This is a genomic window from Candidatus Dependentiae bacterium (assembly GCA_018266175.1).
Lineage (GTDB): Bacteria > Babelota > Babeliae > Babelales > RVW-14 > JAFEAY01.
The window spans coordinates 55,573-78,804 of the sequence record JAFEAY010000016.1 but is presented as its reverse complement, the minus strand read 5'-3'; the positions used below and the strand labels follow the sequence as shown (position 1 = coordinate 78,804).

21 protein-coding genes are annotated in these 23,232 nt (G+C 39.1%); 13 read left to right on the top strand and 8 right to left on the bottom strand.

Annotated features, from left to right (window positions below; translation table 11 throughout):
- Window positions 1-59: 59 nt before the first annotated feature.
- From JST56_03775 to JST56_03760, 4 genes are all read left to right on the top strand, one after another.
- On the top strand, window positions 60-803 hold the full coding sequence (locus tag JST56_03775) for a CPBP family intramembrane metalloprotease (GenBank protein ID MBS1988089.1): 744 nt from the start codon (window positions 60-62) through the stop codon (window positions 801-803).
- 89 nt (window positions 804-892) lie between these two features.
- The gene (locus tag JST56_03770) at window positions 893-2,113 is read left to right on the top strand and encodes an efflux RND transporter periplasmic adaptor subunit (protein ID MBS1988088.1); all 1,221 of its coding nucleotides are present in this window, start codon (window positions 893-895) and stop codon (window positions 2,111-2,113) included.
- Between the two features lie 8 nt (window positions 2,114-2,121).
- Window positions 2,122-3,333 (top strand): ABC transporter permease, encoded by a 1,212-nt coding sequence (locus JST56_03765; GenBank protein ID MBS1988087.1) that lies wholly within the window; start codon window positions 2,122-2,124, stop codon window positions 3,331-3,333.
- Between the two features lie 25 nt (window positions 3,334-3,358).
- Entirely contained in the window at window positions 3,359-4,219 is an 861-nt protein-coding gene (locus tag JST56_03760; GenBank protein ID MBS1988086.1) for an SDR family NAD(P)-dependent oxidoreductase, read from the top strand.
- Here JST56_03760 and JST56_03755 read toward each other — a convergent pair.
- The 6 genes from JST56_03755 to JST56_03730 all read right to left on the bottom strand — a co-directional run bounded on the left by JST56_03755 (window position 4,216) and on the right by JST56_03730 (window position 9,686).
- Window positions 4,216-4,710 (bottom strand): ankyrin repeat domain-containing protein, encoded by a 495-nt coding sequence (locus JST56_03755; protein MBS1988085.1) that lies wholly within the window; start codon window positions 4,708-4,710, stop codon window positions 4,216-4,218. The two genes, JST56_03760 and JST56_03755, sit on opposite strands and share 4 nt — an antisense overlap.
- 142 nt (window positions 4,711-4,852) lie before the next feature.
- A complete protein-coding gene (locus JST56_03750) occupies window positions 4,853-5,569 on the bottom strand; it encodes an ABC transporter ATP-binding protein (protein MBS1988084.1) in 717 nt (238 codons plus the stop codon).
- Between the two features lie 3 nt (window positions 5,570-5,572).
- On the bottom strand, window positions 5,573-6,466 hold the full coding sequence (locus JST56_03745) for a hypothetical protein (protein ID MBS1988083.1): 894 nt from the start codon (window positions 6,464-6,466) through the stop codon (window positions 5,573-5,575).
- A 5-nt stretch (window positions 6,467-6,471) separates the two neighbouring features.
- Entirely contained in the window at window positions 6,472-7,644 is a 1,173-nt protein-coding gene (locus tag JST56_03740; GenBank protein MBS1988082.1) for a M20/M25/M40 family metallo-hydrolase, read from the bottom strand.
- 12 nt (window positions 7,645-7,656) lie between these two features.
- A complete protein-coding gene (locus JST56_03735; GenBank protein ID MBS1988081.1) occupies window positions 7,657-8,712 on the bottom strand; it encodes an ABC transporter substrate-binding protein in 1,056 nt (351 codons plus the stop codon).
- A gap of 104 nt (window positions 8,713-8,816) precedes the next feature.
- Window positions 8,817-9,686, bottom strand: coding sequence for a hypothetical protein (locus JST56_03730; GenBank protein MBS1988080.1), 870 nt, complete (start codon window positions 9,684-9,686; stop codon window positions 8,817-8,819).
- A gap of 585 nt (window positions 9,687-10,271) precedes the next feature.
- On the opposite strand from JST56_03730, the gene JST56_03725 reads away from it, so the two are divergent.
- Both JST56_03725 and JST56_03720 read left to right on the top strand, forming a co-directional pair.
- Window positions 10,272-11,582 (top strand): hypothetical protein, encoded by a 1,311-nt coding sequence (locus JST56_03725; GenBank protein ID MBS1988079.1) that lies wholly within the window; start codon window positions 10,272-10,274, stop codon window positions 11,580-11,582.
- Between the two features lie 73 nt (window positions 11,583-11,655).
- Window positions 11,656-13,371, top strand: a complete 1,716-nt coding sequence (locus tag JST56_03720; GenBank protein MBS1988078.1) for a hypothetical protein — start codon at window positions 11,656-11,658, stop codon at window positions 13,369-13,371.
- 79 nt (window positions 13,372-13,450) lie between these two features.
- On the opposite strand, the gene JST56_03715 is transcribed toward JST56_03720, so the two are convergent.
- Window positions 13,451-14,617: a hypothetical protein gene (locus JST56_03715; protein ID MBS1988077.1), complete on the bottom strand. Its 1,167-nt coding sequence runs from the start codon at window positions 14,615-14,617 to the stop codon at window positions 13,451-13,453.
- A 206-nt stretch (window positions 14,618-14,823) separates the two neighbouring features.
- Between JST56_03715 and JST56_03710 the strand changes: the two genes are divergently transcribed.
- Genes JST56_03710 through JST56_03680 form a run of 7 tightly spaced genes read left to right on the top strand, consistent with a single transcriptional unit; the run spans window position 14,824 to window position 21,247 of the window.
- Window positions 14,824-16,038, top strand: a complete 1,215-nt coding sequence (locus tag JST56_03710; protein ID MBS1988076.1) for a type II secretion system F family protein — start codon at window positions 14,824-14,826, stop codon at window positions 16,036-16,038.
- Between the two features lie 29 nt (window positions 16,039-16,067).
- Window positions 16,068-16,505: a type II secretion system major pseudopilin GspG gene (gspG, locus tag JST56_03705; protein ID MBS1988075.1), complete on the top strand. Its 438-nt coding sequence runs from the start codon at window positions 16,068-16,070 to the stop codon at window positions 16,503-16,505.
- Window positions 16,506-16,511: 6 nt separating this feature from the next.
- Window positions 16,512-17,075: a prepilin-type N-terminal cleavage/methylation domain-containing protein gene (locus JST56_03700; GenBank protein MBS1988074.1), complete on the top strand. Its 564-nt coding sequence runs from the start codon at window positions 16,512-16,514 to the stop codon at window positions 17,073-17,075.
- Window positions 17,076-17,078: 3 nt separating this feature from the next.
- Window positions 17,079-17,483, top strand: coding sequence for a prepilin-type N-terminal cleavage/methylation domain-containing protein (locus tag JST56_03695; GenBank protein MBS1988073.1), 405 nt, complete (start codon window positions 17,079-17,081; stop codon window positions 17,481-17,483).
- On the top strand, window positions 17,483-18,535 hold the full coding sequence (locus tag JST56_03690; protein ID MBS1988072.1) for a prepilin-type N-terminal cleavage/methylation domain-containing protein: 1,053 nt from the start codon (window positions 17,483-17,485) through the stop codon (window positions 18,533-18,535). The genes JST56_03695 and JST56_03690 overlap by 1 nt, the downstream gene beginning before the upstream one ends.
- Entirely contained in the window at window positions 18,532-19,680 is a 1,149-nt protein-coding gene (locus tag JST56_03685; GenBank protein MBS1988071.1) for a hypothetical protein, read from the top strand. Before JST56_03690 ends, JST56_03685 begins: the two co-directional genes overlap by 4 nt.
- 16 nt (window positions 19,681-19,696) lie before the next feature.
- Entirely contained in the window at window positions 19,697-21,247 is a 1,551-nt protein-coding gene (locus tag JST56_03680) for an MCE family protein (protein MBS1988070.1), read from the top strand.
- A gap of 112 nt (window positions 21,248-21,359) precedes the next feature.
- Here JST56_03680 and JST56_03675 read toward each other — a convergent pair whose 3' ends face one another.
- On the bottom strand, window positions 21,360-23,054 hold the full coding sequence (locus tag JST56_03675) for a hypothetical protein (GenBank protein MBS1988069.1): 1,695 nt from the start codon (window positions 23,052-23,054) through the stop codon (window positions 21,360-21,362).
- Between the last annotated feature and the right edge of the window lie 178 nt (window positions 23,055-23,232).

Here is a 23,232-nt window from a genome sequence, read left to right as displayed (position 1 = left end):
TGAGCGTGTAAAGCATGATACCCTAGTGTCGGTTAATAATTCTTGACGAAGGGGTCGTTATGCTTATGCGGACAAAAGTTTTTTTACGTCTTTGGGGTGCTTGTATTTTAGGCAGCGTTGCAGTCATCCCTTATATCTTTTCGCTTACCGATCTCAAGGGGTTACCTGCGCCCATGTCTCTTATGGCGATGATCAAAATACTTCAAGATGCTGCTTTTTACGGCGTTGTCACTTGGGCTGGTGTATGGCTTTGTGAGCAAGTAGGATTTCGTATACCATTTTTCTCTGAAGAGCTTGAACTCAAGCATGTTTCTTGCTTGATATGGCGATCAATTGTTTGTGGTGTTTGTGTTGGTATGTCTATTTTATCGCTGGACCTTTTATTACCGCATATGGGTGGGCCGCGTATTAACGAAACAACCTACATCGAACTTTTTCGAGGATTTATGGCCTCATTCTATGGAGCAATAAACGAAGAAGTGCTCTTGCGTCTCTTTTTTCTTTCGCTTTTTGTTTGGATTCTTATACGAATTTTTGGGCAAAAAAAGAGAGACTCTTGGATTTCGGTAAGTATTATTATTTCTTCACTTTTATTTGGAATCATGCATCTTCCTACAGCAGCAAAGCTCGCACCACTTACGGTGAGTATTGTGGCAAGAGTTCTTTTTCTCAATGGCATAAGTGGTATTATGTTTGGCATTTTATTTACTCAATGCGGCCTTGAAGCAGCAATGATAGCTCATTTTGCAGCCGACATTTTACTGCATGTTCTTCCTGCAGCAGCAATGATGGTTTTTCTGTAAAGCCGTCTAACCGTTTTATAATGGTATGAAAGCGTGTAAGCTCATGAAGTTGAGATAAAAAAAGATAAAAAGTTAAGCTTGGTGATGTTATGAACGTTTTTAAAGCATTTGTCCTTGTTATTGGTGCAGCGGCTCTTGCAGGAGCTAGCTGGTTTGGGTATAAGCGGTTTTTTAACAAGCCGCAAGCCAAGCTGTTTCGTACTCAAAAACCGGAGCGCCGCAGTGTTTACCGTTTAGTAAATGCCGAAGGTAAACTTGAGGCTCTGGGGACATCAAAAATTGGCCCACTGATCCAAGCAACGGTAAAAAAGATTTTTGTTAAAGAAGATGAACTTATAAAAGAAAATCAGTTGCTCGCTATTCTTGAAAATGACAAAGGTGGTGATACAGATGTTAGGCAACAGAAAGCTCTTCTTCAAAAAGCTATACTTCTCCGCGATTATTTAAAACTTAATTTTAACCGACAAGAGTCTTTGCATAAAGCTGGTCAGCTTGCACAAGATTCATTTGATCGGATTACACAGCAATACAAAGATGCTCAAGAAGAGGTTAAGCGATTGCAAGCAAGCTATGATAAAGAGCTCTTTATTTTTAAGCAAACCGAAGTGCGTGCGCCACATGATGGTATTGTTCTTGATATTCCAATTACCGAAGGTGAAACTGTTTCGCCGGTCGTTTCACCTCCATCTGTTATCTGTCAAATTGCAAAAGACTTACGTACAATGAGGGTAACTTTGCTTGTTGATGAAAATCGTGTTGGCGATGTAAAAGCTGGCCAACAGGCAAAAATTTCTGTCGATACCTACCCGTACAAGGTTTGGAAGGGTATAATTGAACGTGTTGGAAATTTTCCAGCAATTGTTGATCAAGGTTCTCAAAAGCAATTTATTGCGTATAAAACAATTGTTGTTATTAAAGATGATGAGCGTTTACTTCGTCCTGGAATGTCTGCTCATGCAAAAATCAAAGCTGGTAAATCTAAAAATGTCCTTGCTGTTCCGGGATACGTTTTTCAGCTAAACACTGCAATGCTTACGCATGTAGCAGGGCAACTTGGGTTTTCCTGTAAACCACTTGATGCAGCTAAGAAAAAAGAACTGCTCAAACAAACTGGTCAATGCCCAACAAAAACATTGTGGGTGGTTGAGGGTAAAGCGTTTATTGAAAAAGCAGTCGGTGTTGGTATTGACGATCAAGCATACTTTGAAATTTGTTCTGGCCTTTCTGAAAACGATGAAGTTGTTCATGACATTGAGCAGACCGATGAAATGAAGGCATTATACAAAAAATTCTTAGGCGGTGGTTTGTAAGGAACGCTATGAATATTGCTCTGATTATTCGTATGGCGCTGCGTGCAATTGGCCATCACAAAGGTCGATCGCTGTTAACAGTACTTGGTATCGTGATAGGTATTGCTGGGATTATTGCGACTACCGCTATCGGTTCTGGTGCTCAAAAAAAAGCGCGAGACCAAATTCTTTCTTATGGCGAGCGCTCAATTGATGTATGGTCTGGCAACTGGGCTGCGCATAATAAAATTAAGCCTGATGTTCCGTTGACTATTCAAGATACCGATATTATTGCTTTGCAGTGTAAAAAAATTGAGCATATCTCACCATTACTTCGTTCACATAATATTATTGAGTTTCAAGGAAATAAATTTGAAGCAGATATTGCAGGTGTGCGTGAGAGCGGCTTCGCCATTAATGATGAAAAAATAGAGATGGGTTCTTTCTTTACGCATGAGCATGATCTTTTTAAAGAAAACGTTATTGTCATCAATAAAGAAGCTTCAGATGCTTTATTCAAATGGCAGTATCCAATTGGCCAAATTATTCGCGTTGGTAAAATTCCATTCAAAGTAATAGGTGTTTTAATGCCACCAAAAGTTCCTCGTCGTTGGGACATTGGAAAGCTTAAAGTAGTTATGCCCTTTTTGACCATGCAAAAGTATTTTTCATATTCAAGCACCACGGTGCATGGAATCTCTTTTTCTACCTATCATGAGTTGGATAATGAAATAGTGAAGCGGCAAGTAACGCGTATTTTACGTGCTTCGCATCGACTTGAGGATAATGATCCTAACGATTTTATGGTGTGGGATACGCAAGGCATGGCTGATGCTGCAGAGGGTGGATCAAAAATTATTGGATTGTTTGCGCTGATTGCAGCATCAATTGCGTTATTGGTTGGTGGCATTGGCGTCATGAATATTATGCTTGTTGCAGTGCAAGAGCGAACTAAAGAAATTGGTATCAAAATGGCATTGGGTGCTCCAAGCAAAACAATTCTGCGTCAATTTTTACTTGAGTCTGTTGCGCTGTGTATGGTTGGAGGAGTTCTTGGTGTCGGCTCAGGGGTAGGAGTTGCTTACGCGCTTGAACACTTTTCCTCATTGCCCGCGATTATTGAAACAATGCCGATTATTCTTGGCTTTCTGATCACTATTTTTATAGGTTTATTTTTTGGGTATTATCCTGCTCGCCGGGCATCATTGCTTAATCCAGTTCAAGCGCTTACTGAGCAGTAGTTATTAAAATAAGAAGGAGATTCGTATGAAGCCTCTGTTCATCAATTTAATATTACTCTTTCTTGTCTCAAATTTGTTAGCAGCTTCTATGTCTAGCGTATATCCAGATCAAGCTTCACCGCAACAGGCTCTAAAACGAGCAATTGTTGTTGGGGCAACATCGGGTATTGGCCGACAAGTAGCCAAACAGCTTGCTCTTGAAGGGTATCAGGTTGGTCTTGTTGGCAGGCGGGAGCATCTGCTCAAGTCGCTTTCAGAAGAAATTGTAACAAAAACATACCAAGCCAGTATTGATGTTGCAGATCACGAAATTGCAGCTGATCAGCTTAAGCAATTAATAGCTCAGATGGGAGGTCTTGATTTGATGGTCGTGAGTGTTAGCTCGTTTAATGATGTTTCAAACTCTGTGCAAGATGGTCGACCCCAAACATGGGAGGCCGACTTAAAAACGATTAGTGTTGAAGCTGCAGGATTTTATACAGCAGCAACAGTTGCGCTGGATTTTTTTGAGCAACAAAAATCAGGGCACTTAGTTGGTATTTCATCAATTGCTGCTTTACGAGGCGATGCACGTTGCCCTGTTTATTGTGCCGCAAAAGCATTTGTTTCGTGTTATCTAGAAAGTATGCGTAACAAGTTTATTCAAAATAATCTACCAATTTACGTAACCGATATCTTGCCCGGTTGGGTTGATACTGAGCAAAAAAAATTCAGCGAAGTGCCAGGAACTTATTGGGTAATCCCAGCAGAGCAAGCAGCACGTGATATTGTTGATGCAATTAAAAATAAAGAAAAAGTGCGCTATGTTGCCAAGCGTCAGCAGCTTGTTGCATGGGCTTTAGCTATATGCCCTGATGCTTTGTACAACTGGATGGGTGGGCTTTAATGCTTATTGCTGTCTATGCCATATTCAGTTAATAAATCAAAAGATGATTTGTTGTTACAATTTTTAATATGAAGATCAGCGTTCAGTTTAATGAGTAATATTACAATATTTAAATTTTTACTGATTATAGCGTTATGAAGGGGGGTATATCCAAGCCTGTTTTGTAGGTTGACATTCGCTCCATTTTCAACGAGCAGATGAGCTATTTGTATGTTCCCATAGAATGCAGTGTGGTGGAGGGGGGTATCTCCGTATAAATTCTGTTGATTAACTTGTGCTCCATTTTTGATAAATAAAATTACGGCGTTGACATTTTTATAGAGCGCCGCGTTGTGGAGTGGTGTGTCACCAAATTTATTTTGATGATGTAAAAGTTCTATTTTTTCTTCCAGAGATGCTGTGCTGAGTATATTGCGTATTAAGGCTAACTTTTTGCGCTTCTTACTACCTGAAACCTCAATAAAATAATCTTTATTATTCTGATTTACCACTCCGTGTAGACTTGACGACCCTATTAACGAAATGAAAAGTATTCTTTGCAATACGGAAGAAAAAAACATACAACCTTTCTGAATGTAGCGCACTAATAAGTTTGAGAAATTTCTTTGCGGAAGTGCGTCTAAGAAAGATAAACTATTCTTGGTCAAACTCTATGCTGCGTAATTGATTGCTGTCAACGGTCATATAAAAATGTCCGTGTTTAGCATAGGCTTTAACAAGTTCTGGGTTGTGGCAAATAATCAAAACAGTAATTCCTGTTGCGCTTACAAGTTCATGTAAAAACTCCATAACCATGTGCGCATTTTTCATATCAAGTGCCGCTGTCGGTTCATCGAGCAGCAAGATGTGTGTTGGCTTTTGGAGTGCCATTAAGATTGCAAGAATCTGGCGCTGCCCACCAGAAAGAGATTTAACTGGTTGTTTTGGATCGATGCCAAAACGAGAGATAAACGGTGGAATTGGAGCGTGATTTGGTAAGCCTGCAAGTATTGGATATTTTGGCAATGCAGCGCAGCGTAAATTTTCTTCAAATGTAAATTGGTCAGCAAGCATTGTATCAAACTTTTGCTGTACAAATTTAATGTGCTGAGCTAATTCATAAGCGGATGAGTTTGCAAGATTGTATGAAATGCCATTGAGTATAATAGAGCCAGATGCTTGTTCTGTATGATCTATTTTCCCCTGCAAAATTCTAAAAAATGTCGATTTACCAACACCATTTTGTCCTTGAATAAAATGGACAGCTCGTGGTGAAAAAGTTACCGATAAATCGTTAAAGAAAAATGATGATTGTGGAGTGAATTGAAATGAAACCTGGTTTAACTGCAAAGAACTGTTTTTATAGCTCATGACTTAAACCCCCAGGTTATCAGTTGTCTGTTCGGTTGTTGATTTCGAACGATATTTGTTAATCAAAATGCACAGCACAATCAGTGATTGAATCATCGTAAAATACTTGAGGTTGAATCCAACTTTAAGAAGCAGTTGCTGGAGCGCGCAGTAGCTAAATACCCCAACAAGCGGAATAGCTAAATGTATTGGCTTTTTACTTGGAATAAATGTTCTGCCTAAAATGAGTGCTGTAACGCAAAAAAGAATAATTCCAAAACCCGATCCTACATCGGTAAAGCTGCTGGTTTGTGCAAAGAAATATCCAGAAAGTCCAGCGAGCGCATTGCCAAGGCCAAGTCCAACAAAAAATACAAAAGACCCTGAGACGTGGTAGTGATCAAAGAATCGTGGGTTATTACCATAGACTGCAAGAGACAGGCCAAGTTGAGTTTTTAAAAAGAAAAACATAATTAGCATGAGCAACGACCCAATAAGACAGAGCATCAAGAGCTCTGGGTTTATTGAAGGAATCGAACTCATGATGAGTGGATTTTTAAAAGAGCTCAGCGAAAAGTTTGCGGTGCCTAAAACAAATTGATTAATACCGTGAAAAAGCCCTACGGTTAAGATAGCGGAAAGAAGATGAGGAAGTCGTGCAACTTTTGTAAGCATCGCCGAAACAAGTCCAACAGCAAGTCCTCCAATAAGGCTTGCACAAACAACTGCAAGCATGCAGATCCATCCTTGCAAGTGGTGAGTAAAAGAAAGTGTTTTTGCTCCTAATATTGCACCAAAAACATAGGCAGCTTCTATGCTCAAATCGGGTACTTTAACCAACGAAATTGAACAATAAGCTCCCAGTACAAGAGGGAGATAAATAAGTGTTTGTTCAAATATGATTCCAAGGGCTTGCATAGTTTTTACTCACAAAAACTTTTAAGAATTTGATAAATTACCGACTTTCCGAGCTCAATATCGGAAACTGGAACCGACTCATTATTTCCGTGGATGTTGTTTTCGGTAGTAAACGGGGTTAACCCTATTCCTTCTATTCCTTGATCGAAATAGAAACGCAAGTCTGAAGCAAACTCAGCAAATAATGGTACCGTTGTTAAGCCACAATCTTGAATGGCAGCGTTTACAGCATGATAAAACGAAGTTTTATAATCAATTGTTACATCACGGTCGCTGGCAATTGCCTCAACATTCATGGTGATTGTCGGAAAATCTGTAAGAACTGAGTTAAGTTTTTCAAGTGCCTGACTCAAGAGTATTTGAGGAGGTATACGCATATCAATCGTTGCTGTAGCAACATCGGGAACAACGTTGAGTGCAACCTGACCATTTTTCATAACACCCGATTGTATTGATGTGATATTAACTGAAAGCAATAATCCTGCAGGTTCATCATGCATGCGAGCATTTTGCTCTTGATGCATTTGAACAAGTTTGGCTAAAAATCGTGTTAGATCATGAATTGGATTTTTGCTGTCTAAGCGTGATCCATGGCTCATAACGCCTGTTGCGGTAAAGCGAGCATGAATTGGTTTTCGTTCAGAAACTTTTAAAAGCAGCATTCCTTCAGTTCCCGATGGTATTGCTTCGTCAAGAACAAACCCAACATTAAGCTTTTTAAATTGAGGGGTTTCAATGAACAACTTGGTTCCTTTGAAGCCACCGCGTTCTTCGTCTGGGGCAACAAATAGATGAATTGAGCGACGAGGTTTTATCCCTTCTCGCTTGAGTTGCTGAAGTGCGAAATAATGAACCACTCCAACACCCTTCATATCCTGAACTCCGCGTCCATAAAGAACTTGATTTTTAAGAGTTCCTGAAAAAGGGTTACTATTCCACAAGGTAGGGTCTGCAAGTGCAACATCCATGTGATGGTTGAGCGCAAGAGATGGAAGCCCTTTATCGGTACCTTCATAGCTGATAATGAGAAAAGGGAAGCCAGATGAAAGTTCTACAACGTTTACATCAAAGCCATCACGAGCTGCTTGCTGAGCAAATAGTTGGACAGCATCATGGTAACGTGGATTAGGGAATGTTGTATCAATTTGAAGATAGCGTTGTAAAAATTCAATCATCATAGTTTTTTGACCCTAGCGAATAACTTCTATTGAGGTAATGAGCTGTTTAAGGTGCGTGTCTAAAGTAAATTTTTGAAGCTCCATTGCTTTTTCGTTAATCATAGTTTTAAAGCATTCTGCTTGGGTAATCGGTACCTGATGAGGGGATTTTCCTTCCGCCAAAATAGCATAAGCTTTTTCTGAAGTTTCAACGCCAGCATCATAAGATGTAACGCTAAAACCTATGGTAGCTCCTTTAGGAACAGAATCAAGGTCGGTAGTGCACAACGGAACTCCTGCTCGATTACACAATTTAATCAAGCTATCAATACTTGAAACAACAGTATTGTCTTTGAAGATAAGTACCGCATCAACGGTGTCAACCAATGCCGAAATTTTTGAATAGACTTCGTTGGTCTTATAAACTTCAACAGCGGTTAACGTGATTCCAAGATTGGTTAATATTTCTTCTACAACATTTTTATCGTATTCAAGGCCGGAGGACTGTGTTGGATCATAAACAAGCAGGATTTTTTTAATATCAGGCTTTAAGAAATGGAGCATGTTCATTTGGAAATGGTAATCCGGATCGGCAGTAAGGCCGGTGAGGTGATTACCTGATTGTTCACGTGACTCAACAAGATTAAGTTTTTCAGGACGAGCAACTAAACCAAAAACAATCGGTGTATAATTATGTTTTTTAAGAGAGACTTCTTTTGCCATTTGTGTGGTCATTGCTCCGATCGTAAAAATCAAATCGTACGAATTTTGAACAATTTCTTCTGCTTGGGCATGCATCAGTGTGCGATTACCATTAGCATTGTAGACGTCAAATGAACAATTGAGTCCATATTTTTTAACAAGGCCATCACAAAATCCTTCTTGAATTTTTTCAAGCGAAGGGTGAGTTGATGGTGTAAAAACTGCAACTCTAAATGGTTTGCCATCAGCAGCAGATTGCTGTTCTTGTGCTGCAATGTGAACAGGTGCAACATGTGGCGTTGATGATCTGTCTAGGTAGACGTAACCAATAAGAACCACGCACAATATATTGAATATGACACTTGTTGTATAAATAATCCGTTTCATAGTTTCCTTAAAAAGGTCAGATTTTGCTTGTAGTCAGCTTATTCGTCAGTGAAAGTTACCATGTTTTGCTAGTGACTACAAGCAAATTTCAATGCAAGTCAAACTTACTGCGAAACAGTCAAATCTCGTATCGGTAGGTTATAGACAATTAAATTACCGCACCCTTCTCGCTCTTCAGAATCAGGGAGCGTTTCCATTTCTTCGGTAAAGGCTGGCATACAGGCTTCGTAAACATATTGAGAAACTACAACTGCTCGAGGTGCTGGTGTAAAGAGCTTATTATGAATCTGTGGAATTTCTTTTACAAATTCTCTTCGCATGAGGGTGTTTCTTTGATTTGCAAGAACTTGTCCGTAGGTCAGAATAAGTTGGGTTGATTTATTTTTTGTAATATGAGCGCTGACATTATCTCTAATCAATCCAAATGCATTTCTTAAAAGAAGACTTCCGTGTCGCTGCCCACGTTTATCTGGCATTGTATATGCGCCGCCATAATAAAGGAATGTTTGTCGATGATGAATTTTGAAAGGGGTGACTTCTATATCTGATCCATCGGCATTATGCATCGGTGAAAAGGTAGGGTCATCGGTTTGGCTGATACACGTTTGAAGCGAAGATTGTGTTATAGCTGCTCCATCTTGCTGATAACATCGTAGCTCGTTGATCAAAAGTTCGTGTAATTCTTTTTGGCTTTCAATAATGTAGAGTTTTAAAAAAGAGATAATATCGAAATTTTCTGTTGCTACAAAAAGTCGACCGCGTGATATTGCTTCTTCAAGAATTGTATATCGTACGTGTTCAGGAAATACAACAAGTTTTGCGCTGTCTTCAGCAGATTCGGCAATAGCAGCCTGAAGCCTGAGGAGCTGATCAATATCAGCTTTTCTTGCTAACCGGTATACGATATCACCATAAAGATTTGATGTAATGCAGCAAATGAGTCCTAATAAAATAACTTTTGTTAAATTTTTCATAACAATCCTTACTAAAGTTAAGAGAGTTTTAGCGAATATGTTCTGTAGTTTCTTGTTAGAAAGCAAGCATATTTTGCTTCCTAAAATCAAGTGATATTAATGTAATATTCTACAGAATAAATAATTAATTTCGTATTTATCTATGCAATGCATAGCTTTCAAACATACCACATACTTGCAGTAATGAGAAAAAATATGATGAGATATTTGAGAAATAAAAAAGATTAGGCGTGCCAACGCCAAAGATGCGTAACTTGTAACATAGAAAGAATTGAAAATGTTTTAAGCGTAAAGCTCTTGATAAAACATGCGGCACACATGTTTGTGTAGATATCAGTCTTTGGCAATCCAGCGATCATTATGATTTCCTTTGCATATGCTTTGGATGATTACCATAAAATTTAAACTTAAAATTAAGTTAACAAAAAAGATTTATAAATGCAAAGACAATTTATAAGATGGCTTATGTTGTCATAGCTATTCTATATGTTTTCGGCAAAGAGTAAGTGAATTAATGCCATTTTAGGTTGGCCCCATGTATACTAAAAAAGTTTGTTATTTGTTTATTTATACCAGAGGAGTAACGTGTTTTTTAAAATTGCAAAAATTTTATGGGGAAATGTTTCTCGGCAAGAATTTAAGCAATTTGGCTTACTTTCTACTGTTTTTTTCTTTATCATCGGCGCTTACTGGATGCTGCGTGCAATGAAAACGGCGCTTTTTTTAAAAATTGTGGGAGGGAGTTATTTAGGGCATGCAAAATTTGGATCGATTATATTTTTAATCATACTTGTCTTGGCGTATAGCAAGCTGGTTGATTTGTTTGAAAAACAAAAATTAGTTTATCTTATTACTTCAATATATGGATTTTTATTCATAGGGATTACCTATTTGTTAATGCATCCAACTATTGGGCTTGCCAATACAGCTCCAAATAGTAAGCGATTTTTCGGATGGTTTATCTACGTAATTATTGAGAGCTTTGGTTCAATTGTTGTTGCCTTGTTCTGGTCATTTGTAGCCAGCTCAGTGAATTCAGATTCTGCAAAAAAGGGATACCCAATTATTGTTTTTGGCGCACAGCTTGGTGCAGTTCTTGGCACAATCATGGATTTGCAGGTTGGATATGTTGGCATTCCGATTCTCTTTAGCATTGCAATATTTGCAATCTTTACAGTACCAGTTCTTATTGCATTTTTTGTAAAAATTTATTCAATAACCAATCATGATCTTACTTCACAGCAGACAGTTCCTTCACGGGGGACAGGACCAATTGAGGGATTGCGTTTGTTGTGTACTCGTCCCTATTTAATAGGAATCTTAGCGCTTTCAACGCTTTATACCGTTATTGAAACAATTCTTGATCTCCAAATGTATAGTCTTGCGAATCAGGTATATTTGTCACCTGAAAAAGTCACCGAATTTAGCGCCTTTTATGGGCTTTGTGCGAATCTTCTATCGCTCGCTTTTTCTGTAATTGGTACAAGTTTTTTTATTCGTAAATTTGGCCTTACTGCTTGTCTTGTACTCTATCCTTTGACGGTTGCTCTTGCTGTATGCGGTGTTTGGGCTCAGCCAACGCTTTGGGTTTTGGTTGGTGCTATTGTTGCGATTAAGGGTTTGAGCTATGCACTCAACAACCCATGCAAAGAGATGATGTATATTCCTACCAGTAAAGACATACGTTTTAAAACAAAAAGCTGGATTGATACTTTTGGGGCGCGTAGTGCAAAGGGTGCTGGTGGACTTGTTGTTGCAGCATTTCCGTTGGTTTCAGACTTAATAACCTATGGCTCAGTTATCTCTTTGGGGATTATTGGAGTTTGGATTGTGGCAGCATTTTTTGTTGGAACAAAGCATCGAGAACTTGTAGACGAAAATACGTTCATTGAATAATTAAGCATTGAGTTCGAAATTAAATTAATAATTGTCGGAAGGGTTAAAACCATATTTAAAGAGGAGAAACGGTATGAGAAAGTTTTTGCTGCGTAGGGTTGCATTGCTAAGCTTAGGGATTTTTTACTGCCTGAATGTGTTATCAGCTAAAGAGCAAACAATGTTTGGTAAATTGATAGGATATGGTAAAAGTCCAAAATCAAAAGAGGTTTCAGAATCAGGAGGTGAGAACGCAGTTGAACGACATTCTGTTTCACGAAGCGGCTTAGCAGGTGGTGTACGACCATTGCCGTTTGAATTTATTCCGAGGGGACAAGGAATCGATGGACAAGCATCTAATCTTGACCGTAAAAGAAAGCGAGTTGAGGGTGATGATGAAGAAGGCAAATCAAAATCGAAAAAAGCAAAGCTGATATCTAAAGAGAAAAAACCACTGACTGAAGATGAAGCAAATCGATTAGCTCAGGAAAAAAAGCTTGATAACATTAATCGAAAAAAACTCGAAAGAACAAGGGCTCTTGCAGATAAAAGAAGCCCTCTTATCGATAAGATAAAAGAATTAATAGAACAAAACCCAAATATAAAGCCTACAGTTGCGCATAATACATACCTGCAGGGGAAAGAAAAAGATTTAGCTACAGCGGCAACGATTCAAGGCGGAGCTCATTTTCATAAAATTCTTCAGGGTGATCTGGCTGCTCTTCCTCAGCTTAGTGCGAAGCCAACAAAAGAAGAAAAACAGGCGTACAAAGAATCTCTTCACGATATGTCTTGGTTTCTTTTTAATGCTGCAGCAAAACAGGATAAAGGAAAGGGTGATAAGGGCATGTCATCAGGAATGATTCTTCTCGATGGCCCACAAGCTGCACATTATCATAACTATATTAAGAATTACGTTGAAGCCGTAAGTCCATATCCCCAAGGGAAATTGATAGGGCTTGATAAGTCTGGGAGTGGAGCTTATGAAAGAGAATCCAGCCATTTTAATAACTGTCGAAAAACAAGTTATGGTATCGATTTGGATGCGCCAATTATCACGCGCCCTGATGCAAAAGGAAAGCTGAGTTATAAGACGCATCTTCATGTAGGACAGTTAGAAGATGGCAGAGTTTTTGTAAAATTTGAGCAATATGGATTAGGAAAACAGGAGTTTTTGGCCCATGCAGAAGGCTTTTTGATAAAAGATCTTATTCCTAAGCTTAAAGCAAAATTTAAGGGAACTGACGAGCAGAAAGAAAAATCGATTCAGCAGCTTTTTAATACTGGAGAAATAAAGCATCCTGAGCACAATGCAATTGCAAATCAAGAGCTTGAAATAGCTGCTAAAAATCATCCGATTGGAGAGCCTGAAGTCATTAAGGCGTCATCACTCCAACGTGGAGAGAAATGGCCTAAGGGATATAATCCTTTGTTTGAATCTATGCTTCACGAAAAAGGAGTGCCTCAAAATGAGATCAAAGATATCATGAAAGACGTGAAAACATATGGATTGCAAGCAATGCACAAGTATGGGCAAGAAAAGGGATTAGAAATTACTGATAAAGAAGGGAATAAGCATAATTTTGTTGAAGTACTCGAGAAAAAATATGGCTCCGATGTGAAGAATAAATTTTTTAATGAAGTGGTTTTAACAGATAAAGATTTAAAAAAAGATGCCAAAGATTATCATAACGCTTTGAATACGCAGGTTTCTTCTGGCGAAAATCCTCGTTCATCGGTACGAGGTGCTGCTAGCCAAATTGAACATTCTACTCCTATTGCTACACAAGAATTTGTGCCAGCATTTTAGAAAAACTTAATAGCAAATGAGAGTCGAACCTACATTTAATACGTTCGACTTTCATTTGGTTTTTTAAAGCGATAAAGCCTTAGACCGGCTGAGAAATGATTCCATTTTTAACGTAAGCCAACGCTTTGGTTTTTGCTTGCATGAGATGATCTCTAATTTCATCTTTCTTCGACTTAATTCCAGCGTCCTGTTCTTCGGCTTCTAAAAAGAGTACCAGGCCATTATTTAAATCATGGTCAACTTCATCAAAAAATTGGAGTGGTAAAGCGCCACCAAACAGATCAACGTTGTAGCAAAAACGGAGCGTCAGTGACTTGAACATATCATCTAAGTCGTCCATATGTTTGATAACGTTATTGGTAGCCAGTGATCGGAGCCCGTTTCCAATACCAATAAAAGAACTCCAAATACCTTCAGGTGCTTTAGGGTTCCAGACTACCTTGCTCAGTGCTGTTTCAAAAAAACGAATAACTGTTTGACGAAGTCGTTCGCGATATTCATTGAGTTCAACCTCTTTTTTTAATCGTTCTTGTTCTTGGTTAAAAATGGAACAAAGATCGTGAGCCAGGTTTGATATGAATAGATCTGGTGTTGCTCTAAATTGCGTATGATGATCGGTTAGCCGCGATAAAATTAAATTTTCACTGCTCTTTTTAATAAAGGTAAGGTCCATTTTAGTATCATTTTCGTCATCATCGTTATCAAAGTGTCTTTTGAGGAGAATAGGCAAATTATTTAAAAGCTGTGTTGTGACCGTGTCATCAAGCGCTTCTGCAGCTTTGAGTTTGTTATAAAAAAGCCGTAAGCAGACGTAAATGTGATCAACCGTTAAATTCATTTCATCACTAATTTCAAGAAACTCAACTACATGGGTTGCATCTTGTGAAAATTCTTCAGCATACGTTGGTTTGTTGTATTCTTCTTTAATGAAGCGCAAAAAAGAAGATTGAAAGTCTGAAATGCTTGTTTTTGGTTGTCCCAGGTTTGGAATATTTTCAAATGGTTGTGGAGAATGTTGAGTAAAAAAGTTACGCAAACTTCTGACGCTAAAAACGGAGGGTGTTGCTTCTTGCGACAAGAAATGATCGATATCAGCATGTTTAACCATTTCTTGTGCTTTATCTTGTGACAGCGCTTGAGTTGCTGCTATTTTTTTATTTTTGATGCCTTGAGTTTTCGACTCAAGTATGGTCAAAGAGATGTTTGAGAGCATAAAAAGTAACAGCAGCGATCTTTTCATTTTCATTCTCTAATCCTTTCTGATACAGTACCAATATTCGATCGCATTAATTTTAATGTACTGGTTATCGTTAAAAAACCACACATCCTTTTATGTACGCATAGAAATATACTTCAAGATATCAGGTTAGGCTTTTGATTGGCAAGAATTTTTTATGATTGGCATAAGAGGAATCATGAATAAAGATTTTTGCTTAGAAGGAGAGTTATCAGATGCCCCTTTATCATTACGAAGCGTTTAATCGCAAAGGATCAAAAACTTCAGGCACTCTTGATGCTTCTTCATTGCAAGTAGCAAAAGAGGTATTGCGTGGGCAAGGGCTCATGCCAACTAAAATTGCTGAAGTAAAGAGTGGTGGTGGGCAATCATTTCTTGCAACGCTCTTCGAACGACCAATCGAAACTAAAACAATAGTTTTATTTACTAAGCAGCTTGCAGTCCTTCTTCGCTCAGGTGTTCCACTTTTGCAAGCAATTGAGCTCTTGACTGAACAATTTGAAGGCCGCTTTTCGCGCATTCTGATTTCAATTAAAGATGGCATCAAATCGGGTGAATCGCTTGCCAGTGAAATGGGTAAATACCCACGCGTTTTTTCTAATGTCTATGTGCAGCTGGTTAAAGCCGGTGAGGCTAGTGGCAAGTTGGATATGATTTTGGAGCGCTTAACTTCGTATCTTGAACGTGCCGAAGAAATGAGAAAGAAAATGAAAAAGGCGATGTCCTATCCAATTATGATGCTCTCATTTGCAGGGCTTGTAGTTGTTGGTATGTTGACGGTTGTTGTGCCCAAATTGAGTGATATGTTTACCAAAATGGGTAAAGAGCTTCCAGGGCCAACGCAATTTTTGATTGCCGCTTCAAATCTAGTTACTCATAATTTTACTCTTTTAACGGGTGGTTTAGTTGGGATTGTTATGCTCTTCACCTACTGGAAGTCGACACCTGCGGGGAAATACAAATGGGATGAGTGGTTATTAAAATTACCCATGACTTCATATTTTTCTAGAACAAAAGCGGTGGTACAATTTAGTAAGACGCTCGGTATGCTTTTGGAAAGTGGGGTCAATCTTTCTGAGGCGCTTGATATTGTTTGTAATATTGTAGAAAATACCGTACTGGTTAAACGCTTAAAAGAAGCGCGCGACAAAATTATCAAAGAAGGTAAAATTTCACGCTACTTGCAAGAAACAAAAATATTCCCCAAGATAGCAAGTTACATGATTAGCACGGGCGAGCAGTCGGGCAAATTAGGACACATGTTAGTTACGGTTGGCGATGATTATGATGCGGAGCTTTCAGAGCTTGCTGATGGGCTCACTGCAAAGATAACGCCAATTATGACCATTGTGATGGGTTTAATTGTAGGATTTATTGTGATTGCAATTTTCTTACCAATTATGAGTATGAGTGATATATCGGGCATGTAAATATCGGTAAATAATATACAGAGGAGCTTATGATGATTGTTCGTAAAAATGAGGCATTTACCATGATTGAAATTATGGTGGTGCTTTTTATTATTGGTATGATGGCAACGCTTGGGGGACCACGAATTCTTCGCTTTATGAGTATGGGCAAAGAGACCGGAACTACTGCATATCTCAATGAACTTAAGAGTGCTCTTGCGTTGTATGAGATGCATATTGGTCATTATCCTACTAAGCAAGAGGGTGGGCTGCGCGCGCTTGTTGATCGTCCAACCGTTCAAGCAGTTGCTGCAAAATGGGATGGTCCATACATTGATGAAGAAAAATTGAATGATAAATGGGGTAATGAAATAGTTTATAACTGCCCACCAGAAAAGCATAAAGATATTTATCGCTACTTTGAAGTAATCTCCTATGGAGAAAACGGAGAAGATGGTGGTGGTAAAGAACTTCATTCAGGAGGTTGATGCGTCGTGCGTTGTCAAAGCAAGGGTTTCACCTTAATTGAAATCTTAGTTGTTTTGTTCTTGATAGGAATTATCGGGACTATTGGTCTTCCACGCTTTATGCAACAGTCGCCCAAAGCGGAATGGCCAACAATTTTGGATGATATTAACAACCTTGTAATCTTTGCTCGGCAAGAAGCAATCTCAAATCAGGCTATTTATAGGCTTGTTTTCAAAAAACAAAATAAGGGTCGCGATCTTGTGCTGGTTCAGCGCGAGGGCCGCGACCCTGAAAAACCTCTCCAAAAAATTTATAACCCCGTTACCTCTGGCTATATTCAGACGCGTTATGAGCTGCCTGAACAGATAAAATTTAAAGCGCTTTATCATGGCAAAGATGAAGAATTTGAAGAAAATAAGGGCCAAGGATATTGCTACGTTATTCCTGATGGTCTTGTGCAAGATGTTATGATTCATCTGACTAAGAAAAAAGAAAAGAAAGACAAAAAGGAGCAGGAGGCAACATTACGAATGGCTCCATTTTTTGGGAAGTTTGAATTTTCTGATGGCTTAATTCGACCAGAGCGGTGATTCATGAAGCAGGCTCCAGCATTTACTTTGATTGAAGTTATGATTGCTTTGTTTATCTTGGCAACAACAGGGTTTGTTTTATCCAGTGTTCAAATGCGTTCGTACTTGCGCGTTGAAAGCAATCGTAAAAATGTTGAACGGGTTTATTTGATTAAAAAAGAGTTATATCAACTTTTAATGGCACCACCAAAATCGGAGAAACCGGTTGTTCTAAAACTTGAAGAGCCTTCCTTGCGCATTACATCAAACATGCTAGAAATTCCAAAAAAATCCAGCCTCCATACCTTTAAAGATAATTTAAGAATTGTTCAATCTGAAGCTGATTGGAAAGATGCTGGACGTGTGCGCAAAGAAAAGATGATTAGCTTTGTGTACAAAGAGTTCGAAGATGAGAAAGAGAAAAAATAATGAACAGCTCCCGAGCATTTACCATTATTGAGTTGCTTATTGCACTCTTTCTTTCGAGTTTTATTATGCTGGGCATGATGCAGGCATATCGCAATGCCATTACATCACTCGGAGCAGTGAGGGCTAAGATGGCAACCACCAGAAAAGGGTGTCTGCTTTTTAATGAACTTGAGCGAGATTTTTCTTCGATGCTTGTTCCCTATTTGAATAAAGAAATTGTGCCAGATAAAGATAAAGATCAGAACAAACAAATTCCAGACAAAAAAGATTCTGAGATAAAAGCTTCTGAAAATAAAGAGCAAGGTGATAAAAAACCTGATGGCTCAAAAGATACCCTCGGGCAAGATGAGCAGCAAGAAGCATTAAAAAATCCCTTGCATGTACAAATTTATGAAGATGAATATCGACGTATTGGTGGTAAAAAATTTACCTTATTCAAGTCGATTAATTTTATTACCACACATCCGCTTCAGGTTTATGGGGATAAACGCTTACGCTTGGTGCGTGTGGTGTATGAGCTTGTACGAAATAAAGAAAAAAGTACTCGAGATCAGGTTTGTTATAATTTATTTCGTAAAGAAACAACTGATCTCATGAACTTTAAAATGAAACAAGATGACGATGCTCAGGCAAAAAATAAGCATGCATCTATTCGTACCCATTTGGTTACCGATAATGTCAAAGAAATGTACCTTGAATTGATTACCGAAAAAGTTAAAGAAGAAAAAGGCAAAGATAATAAGCAAGAGATTGAAGAGGTTCGCTTGTTTGTTTGGGGTGAAAAAGATTTTACCGTTGGTGTTGTGCCAAAATCGCTTGAAGTGCGTATTGTTATTTGGGATGATCAGCTTAAACGAACACAAGATTTTCAGCTATTTGTTCCTGTTTTTTCATATCCAACCGAGCATCCAAAGCTTCATGCGCAAGATCTCAAAGTGCCTGCAGCTCAGTCCGATAAAAAACCGAATGAGCAACCAAAGACAGGGATGCAAATAACAGGGGTCAATCAAACAGCTCCAGGAGTTTATAATTCGGTGAAAGGTGCTTCATGAAAAAAAAGCGCCCAGGCTCAATCGTCATTATCTGTTTACTCGTTCTCTCCGTCATCGTTGTTTTTACCGAACAACTTCTACGCAATGTGTTGATTGGTTCATTGTTTACCAAAACAATGGTTGATCGAGAACATGCCGAAATTCTTGCGCTTGGGGGTATTCAGGTTGCGATTGCATCACTTTCGATTCCTGAGAAGGATGAAAAAAAAGATGGGCAGGATGAGCAGGATCCAGAAAAAAAAGCAGGATCAGATAAAGCAAAAAAAAATCGCCGATTACTTGGTAAACTTCTTCCGCACTTGAACCGTTGGCGAACCTTTGCGCTCAAAGAATCAATTGACGGAATTGATGGTGAAATGAAAATTTGCATTACCAGTGAACATGGTAAAATAAATATTAATGAAGCTTTTGATTTTAAAAAGCAGGAATTCAAAAAGGAATATCAGGCTCTACTTAAGGGGCTAGAAATTCCTGGTAAAATGGCTGCAGGTGAAATGCTCAAACAAATAACTGAGTTTTTAAAAAAGCGCCAGCGTAAGCTTGATGATATTTCTGAACTTTCATTGATTCCTGGATTCGAACAGCTTAATATGTTTTATGAGCCGCCGGTGCGTGGGACAAAAAAAAAGAAGAGCGAAGCAAACACAGAAATCATGTTGCAGGATATCTTTACGATTTGGTCTTGCCGTGATACCATTGAACCATTGCTTTTTTCCGATGCACTGTGTGCAGTTTTTGGAATACGACGACCGACAGCATCCGACTCTTCAGAAATGAAAGAAGCGTTTAAAAAAATAGCGCAGTCGTTTAGTGCTCAATGGTTGAGTGACTGGGATAAAAATTGGCCTTCGGTTGAGCCTTTGTACGGAGAAAAGCCTAAATTTTTGAAAGAAATGCAGCCAGTTTTTAGTAAAGAATTTGGGCCCAAGGTTTATTCTGTGTTATCGTGTGGAAAAGTTGGTCATGTAGAGCAACGAGTGCTTGCTCTTGTACGAGAAACTGCAAAGAAGGCACAAGCGCCTGAAAAAGTTTCTGGCCAGCAAGAAAAGGTTCCTGCGCAAGGGCAGGTTCAGGAGAGCGAGAAGCAAGACAAAACTTCTCAATCGAAAACAATGTTCAAAATAGATAAAATTTATTGGCTTTAAAAGAAGGTTACATTTCGTGAAGTTAGAAACACGAGTTGGTATATTTATTCTTACAGCCATCGGCATTTTCCTCTACCTTAGTATTAATATTCGCGAAATTCGGCTTGATAGAAATCAATACTACTCATACAAAGCATACTTTGATGATACTGGTGGATTGACGTTTAAGGCCCCTGTGAAAATTGCTGGTGTTGAAGTTGGATGGGTTGAATCCATTGAATTGTTGGATGGCGGAAAAGCTGAAGTAATGATGCGCGTCAATAAATACAACAAGCTTGCAAAAAATGCCTATGCAATGATTCATCAGGACGGTTTAATTGGAGCAAAGAGTCTTGAAATTGATCCGGGCGATCCATCAACGGGCCTTTTGTTACCAGGAAGCACGCTCTCTATGCCCGGCAAAACTCCCGCAAGTGTGGGCGAGTTGCTCGATCAGTTTAGAGACATTGCAACAGCAATTCATGATATCGCATCTTCATTTAAAGGTACTTTTGCAACCAGACAAGGCGAAGATAACATGCGTACCGCACTCAGCTCGATTGCAAACGCATCTGATCGTATTGCAGATTTTTCAGAGGTTCTTCAACGTACCATGAAAAATAACGAAGAGACTGTTAACACCATGCTGCAAGACTTTAAAGAAACAGCTAAAGAGATGAGAAAGAGCATTCCTGAACTTTCTCAAAAATTACAAACTCATGCAGATAAAGTTGTTGGAGATTTTGGTTCAGCATCTGAGCGAGTTGGTAATGCATTTGTTCATGTTGAAGATGCTTCAATTCAAGCCAGAGACACTTTTAAAGAAGCCGGCCAGGTTATGGAAAAGATTAACACGGGCAAAGGCGTTGTTGGTAAATTGATTAATGAAGAAGAGACCTATGCGGACTTAAAAAAGACGCTTCGTGGATTAAAGGATTATGTTACTCGCACGCAAGCGCTTACGCTGAGTGTTGATATGCATTCTGAAACAATGCTCCGTGATAGCAATTCAAAAGGGTATTTTGAGTTAAAGCTTCGCCCAAACTCGGATTGTTTCTACATGATTCAACTCGTGAGTGATGAGCGAGGAAGCATCGAACGTCATGTGCGACATACGGTGCGCCGTGATAACAAAGGTGCTCTTTTGAATCCAAGTGATCTTGATATCCCGCTTGAGCGTAAAGTTGAATTTGCTGAAGTTGTTGAACGCACGGTTCAAAAGAAAAATGATATTTTGTTTGGACTGCAATTTGGTAAGCGTTTTGACCGAATGATTTTCCGTATCGGATTATTTGAAAACACTTTTGGTGTTGGTTGCGATTTCTATGTTCCACTTAACACCAAATTGGTTCATTGGATTACTTCATTAGAAGCATATGATCTTAATGGTGTTAATCGCTTTGATGATGCAAGACCGCATATAAAATGGCTTAATAAAGCATTCTTTATGAAGAATTTATATACAACATTTGGTATTGATGACTTTGTAAGCAAGCGAACCGCAAATCCATTTATTGGTGGTGGGTTTAGATTTAGTGATGATGATTTGAAATACTTTATTTCTCAGATTCCATTGAATCGCCGATAGTTTTCATAATCTAAAAACTAAAAGGGATGGACCTTACAATCCATCCCTTTTTTTTCGCTCAGCATGGGACGTCAGAGGTGATTTTGCTCACCTCCTTCTAACCGATTCCTTATTACATAATTGAACAGGGGTTAAAAAATGATCCTGTTGTGTGACTGTTTTGCTCTTCATTATCAGTGTTATCATCATCGCTGGTATCTTTAATCTTTTTGAGTTCATCATTTTGCCGCTCTAAGTCATTCGACTCATTCCGTTTTCTCTTTTTACCATGGTTTGTGTTGTCAATGTTCATCGGCTCGAAATTAAAATCGTTATCATCGATGATGTCCTGGTTGTCATAAACAACGCAAGTGCTTTCATTGTCATTACATGCCTGGACAATGTTGCGATAAATATCTTGGTAGCATCTTGGCAGGAGATTAAACAAACTCATCCAGTCTTGATGAAGTAATGCGAGTTTATTGCTTTTAAAGTGGTGCTGGAGTTGCATCAAGAGAACTATTTTTTGCACAGCAGACTCTTGATCTTCTTCTGCCTGTTCGAAAATTGATCTGATTTCGTTTGGATAGATATTCCAGATTTTGATGGTACCGTCCAATGAAGTAGAAGCAAGGTTACCATTGCGCAGCTGAATGACTGAAATGACCGAATCGGTATGACCGCTGAGTGTGTGGAGGCATTGCTTGTTTGCAGGGTTCCAGATTTTGATGGTGTGGTCCCATGAAGTAGAGGCAAGGTTACCATTGCGCAGCTCAATGACTGACAAGATCCAATTGGTATGGCCGCTGAGTGTGTTGATACATTGCCCGTTTACGGGGTTCCAGATTTTGATGGTTCGGTCCCATGAAGTAGAAGCAAGGTTGCTATTGCCCAGCTGAATCACTGAAGTGATTAAATTGGTATGGCCGCTGAGTGTGTTGATACATTGCCCGTTTACAGGGTTCCAAGTTTTGATGGTGTCGTCCCATGAAATAGAAGCAAGGTTGCCATTGCCCAGCTCAATAACTGAATTAACGCGATGGGTATGTCCGCTGAGTGTGTGGATACATTGCCCGTTTACAGGGTTCCAGATTTTGATGGTTTCGTCGTCTGAAGCAGAAATAAGGTTGCCATTGCGTAGCTCAATGACTGAATTGACCGAATCGGTATGACCCGTTAGTGTGTGGAGACATTGCCCGTTTACAGGGTTCCAGATTTTGATGGTGTGGTCCGATGAGGCAGAAGCAAGGTTGCTATTGCGTAGCTCAATGACGGAGCTGACCACACCGGTATGGCCCTGGAGTGTGTTGATACATTGCCCGTTTACAGGGTCCCAGATTTTGATGGTTCGGTCCCATGAAGTAGAAGCAAGGTTGCCATTGCGCAGCTGAATCACTGAAGTGATTGAATTGGTATGGCCGCTGAGTGTGTGGATGCATTGCTCGTTTACAGGGTTCCAGATTTTGATGGAGTGGTCCGATGAGGCAGAAGCAAGGTTGCCATTGCGCAGCTGAATGACGGATTTGACCGCATTCGTATGACCGCTGAGTGTTTGATGGCTTGGATTGGCCAGTGGGTCAATGAGTTGCAGGTAAAGGTCATTATTCATGGCGGGCATGGTTGGTCTGGTGAGTGCCCAAATTCTCTTGAATGCAGCATCGTTTTTGTTGATTGGCTTGCTTAAGTCAACTTTCATGCTCAGAGCTTTATCTACGACTTCATTAAAAGCCAATTTTTCCAATTTTGGAATGTTTGCATTCAGCAGCGCTGGTTGTGTGAGCAGGTATGCTGCAGCACAAAGCGCAGCGAGTAAACGATTCTTTTTCATGGTAAACTCCATTTTGTTTTTTATTGTTATTACATAATTTATGCAATGTTCAGGTTTAAAAATTTTTATAAATTTTAATTATTAATTCAGATTGTCAAAATAATTGAAAATTGTCAAATGGGGCTGCTTTGGCTAAAAATGAGTATTCTATTGGCCTAAGGAGCAAAGCCTCAAGGCC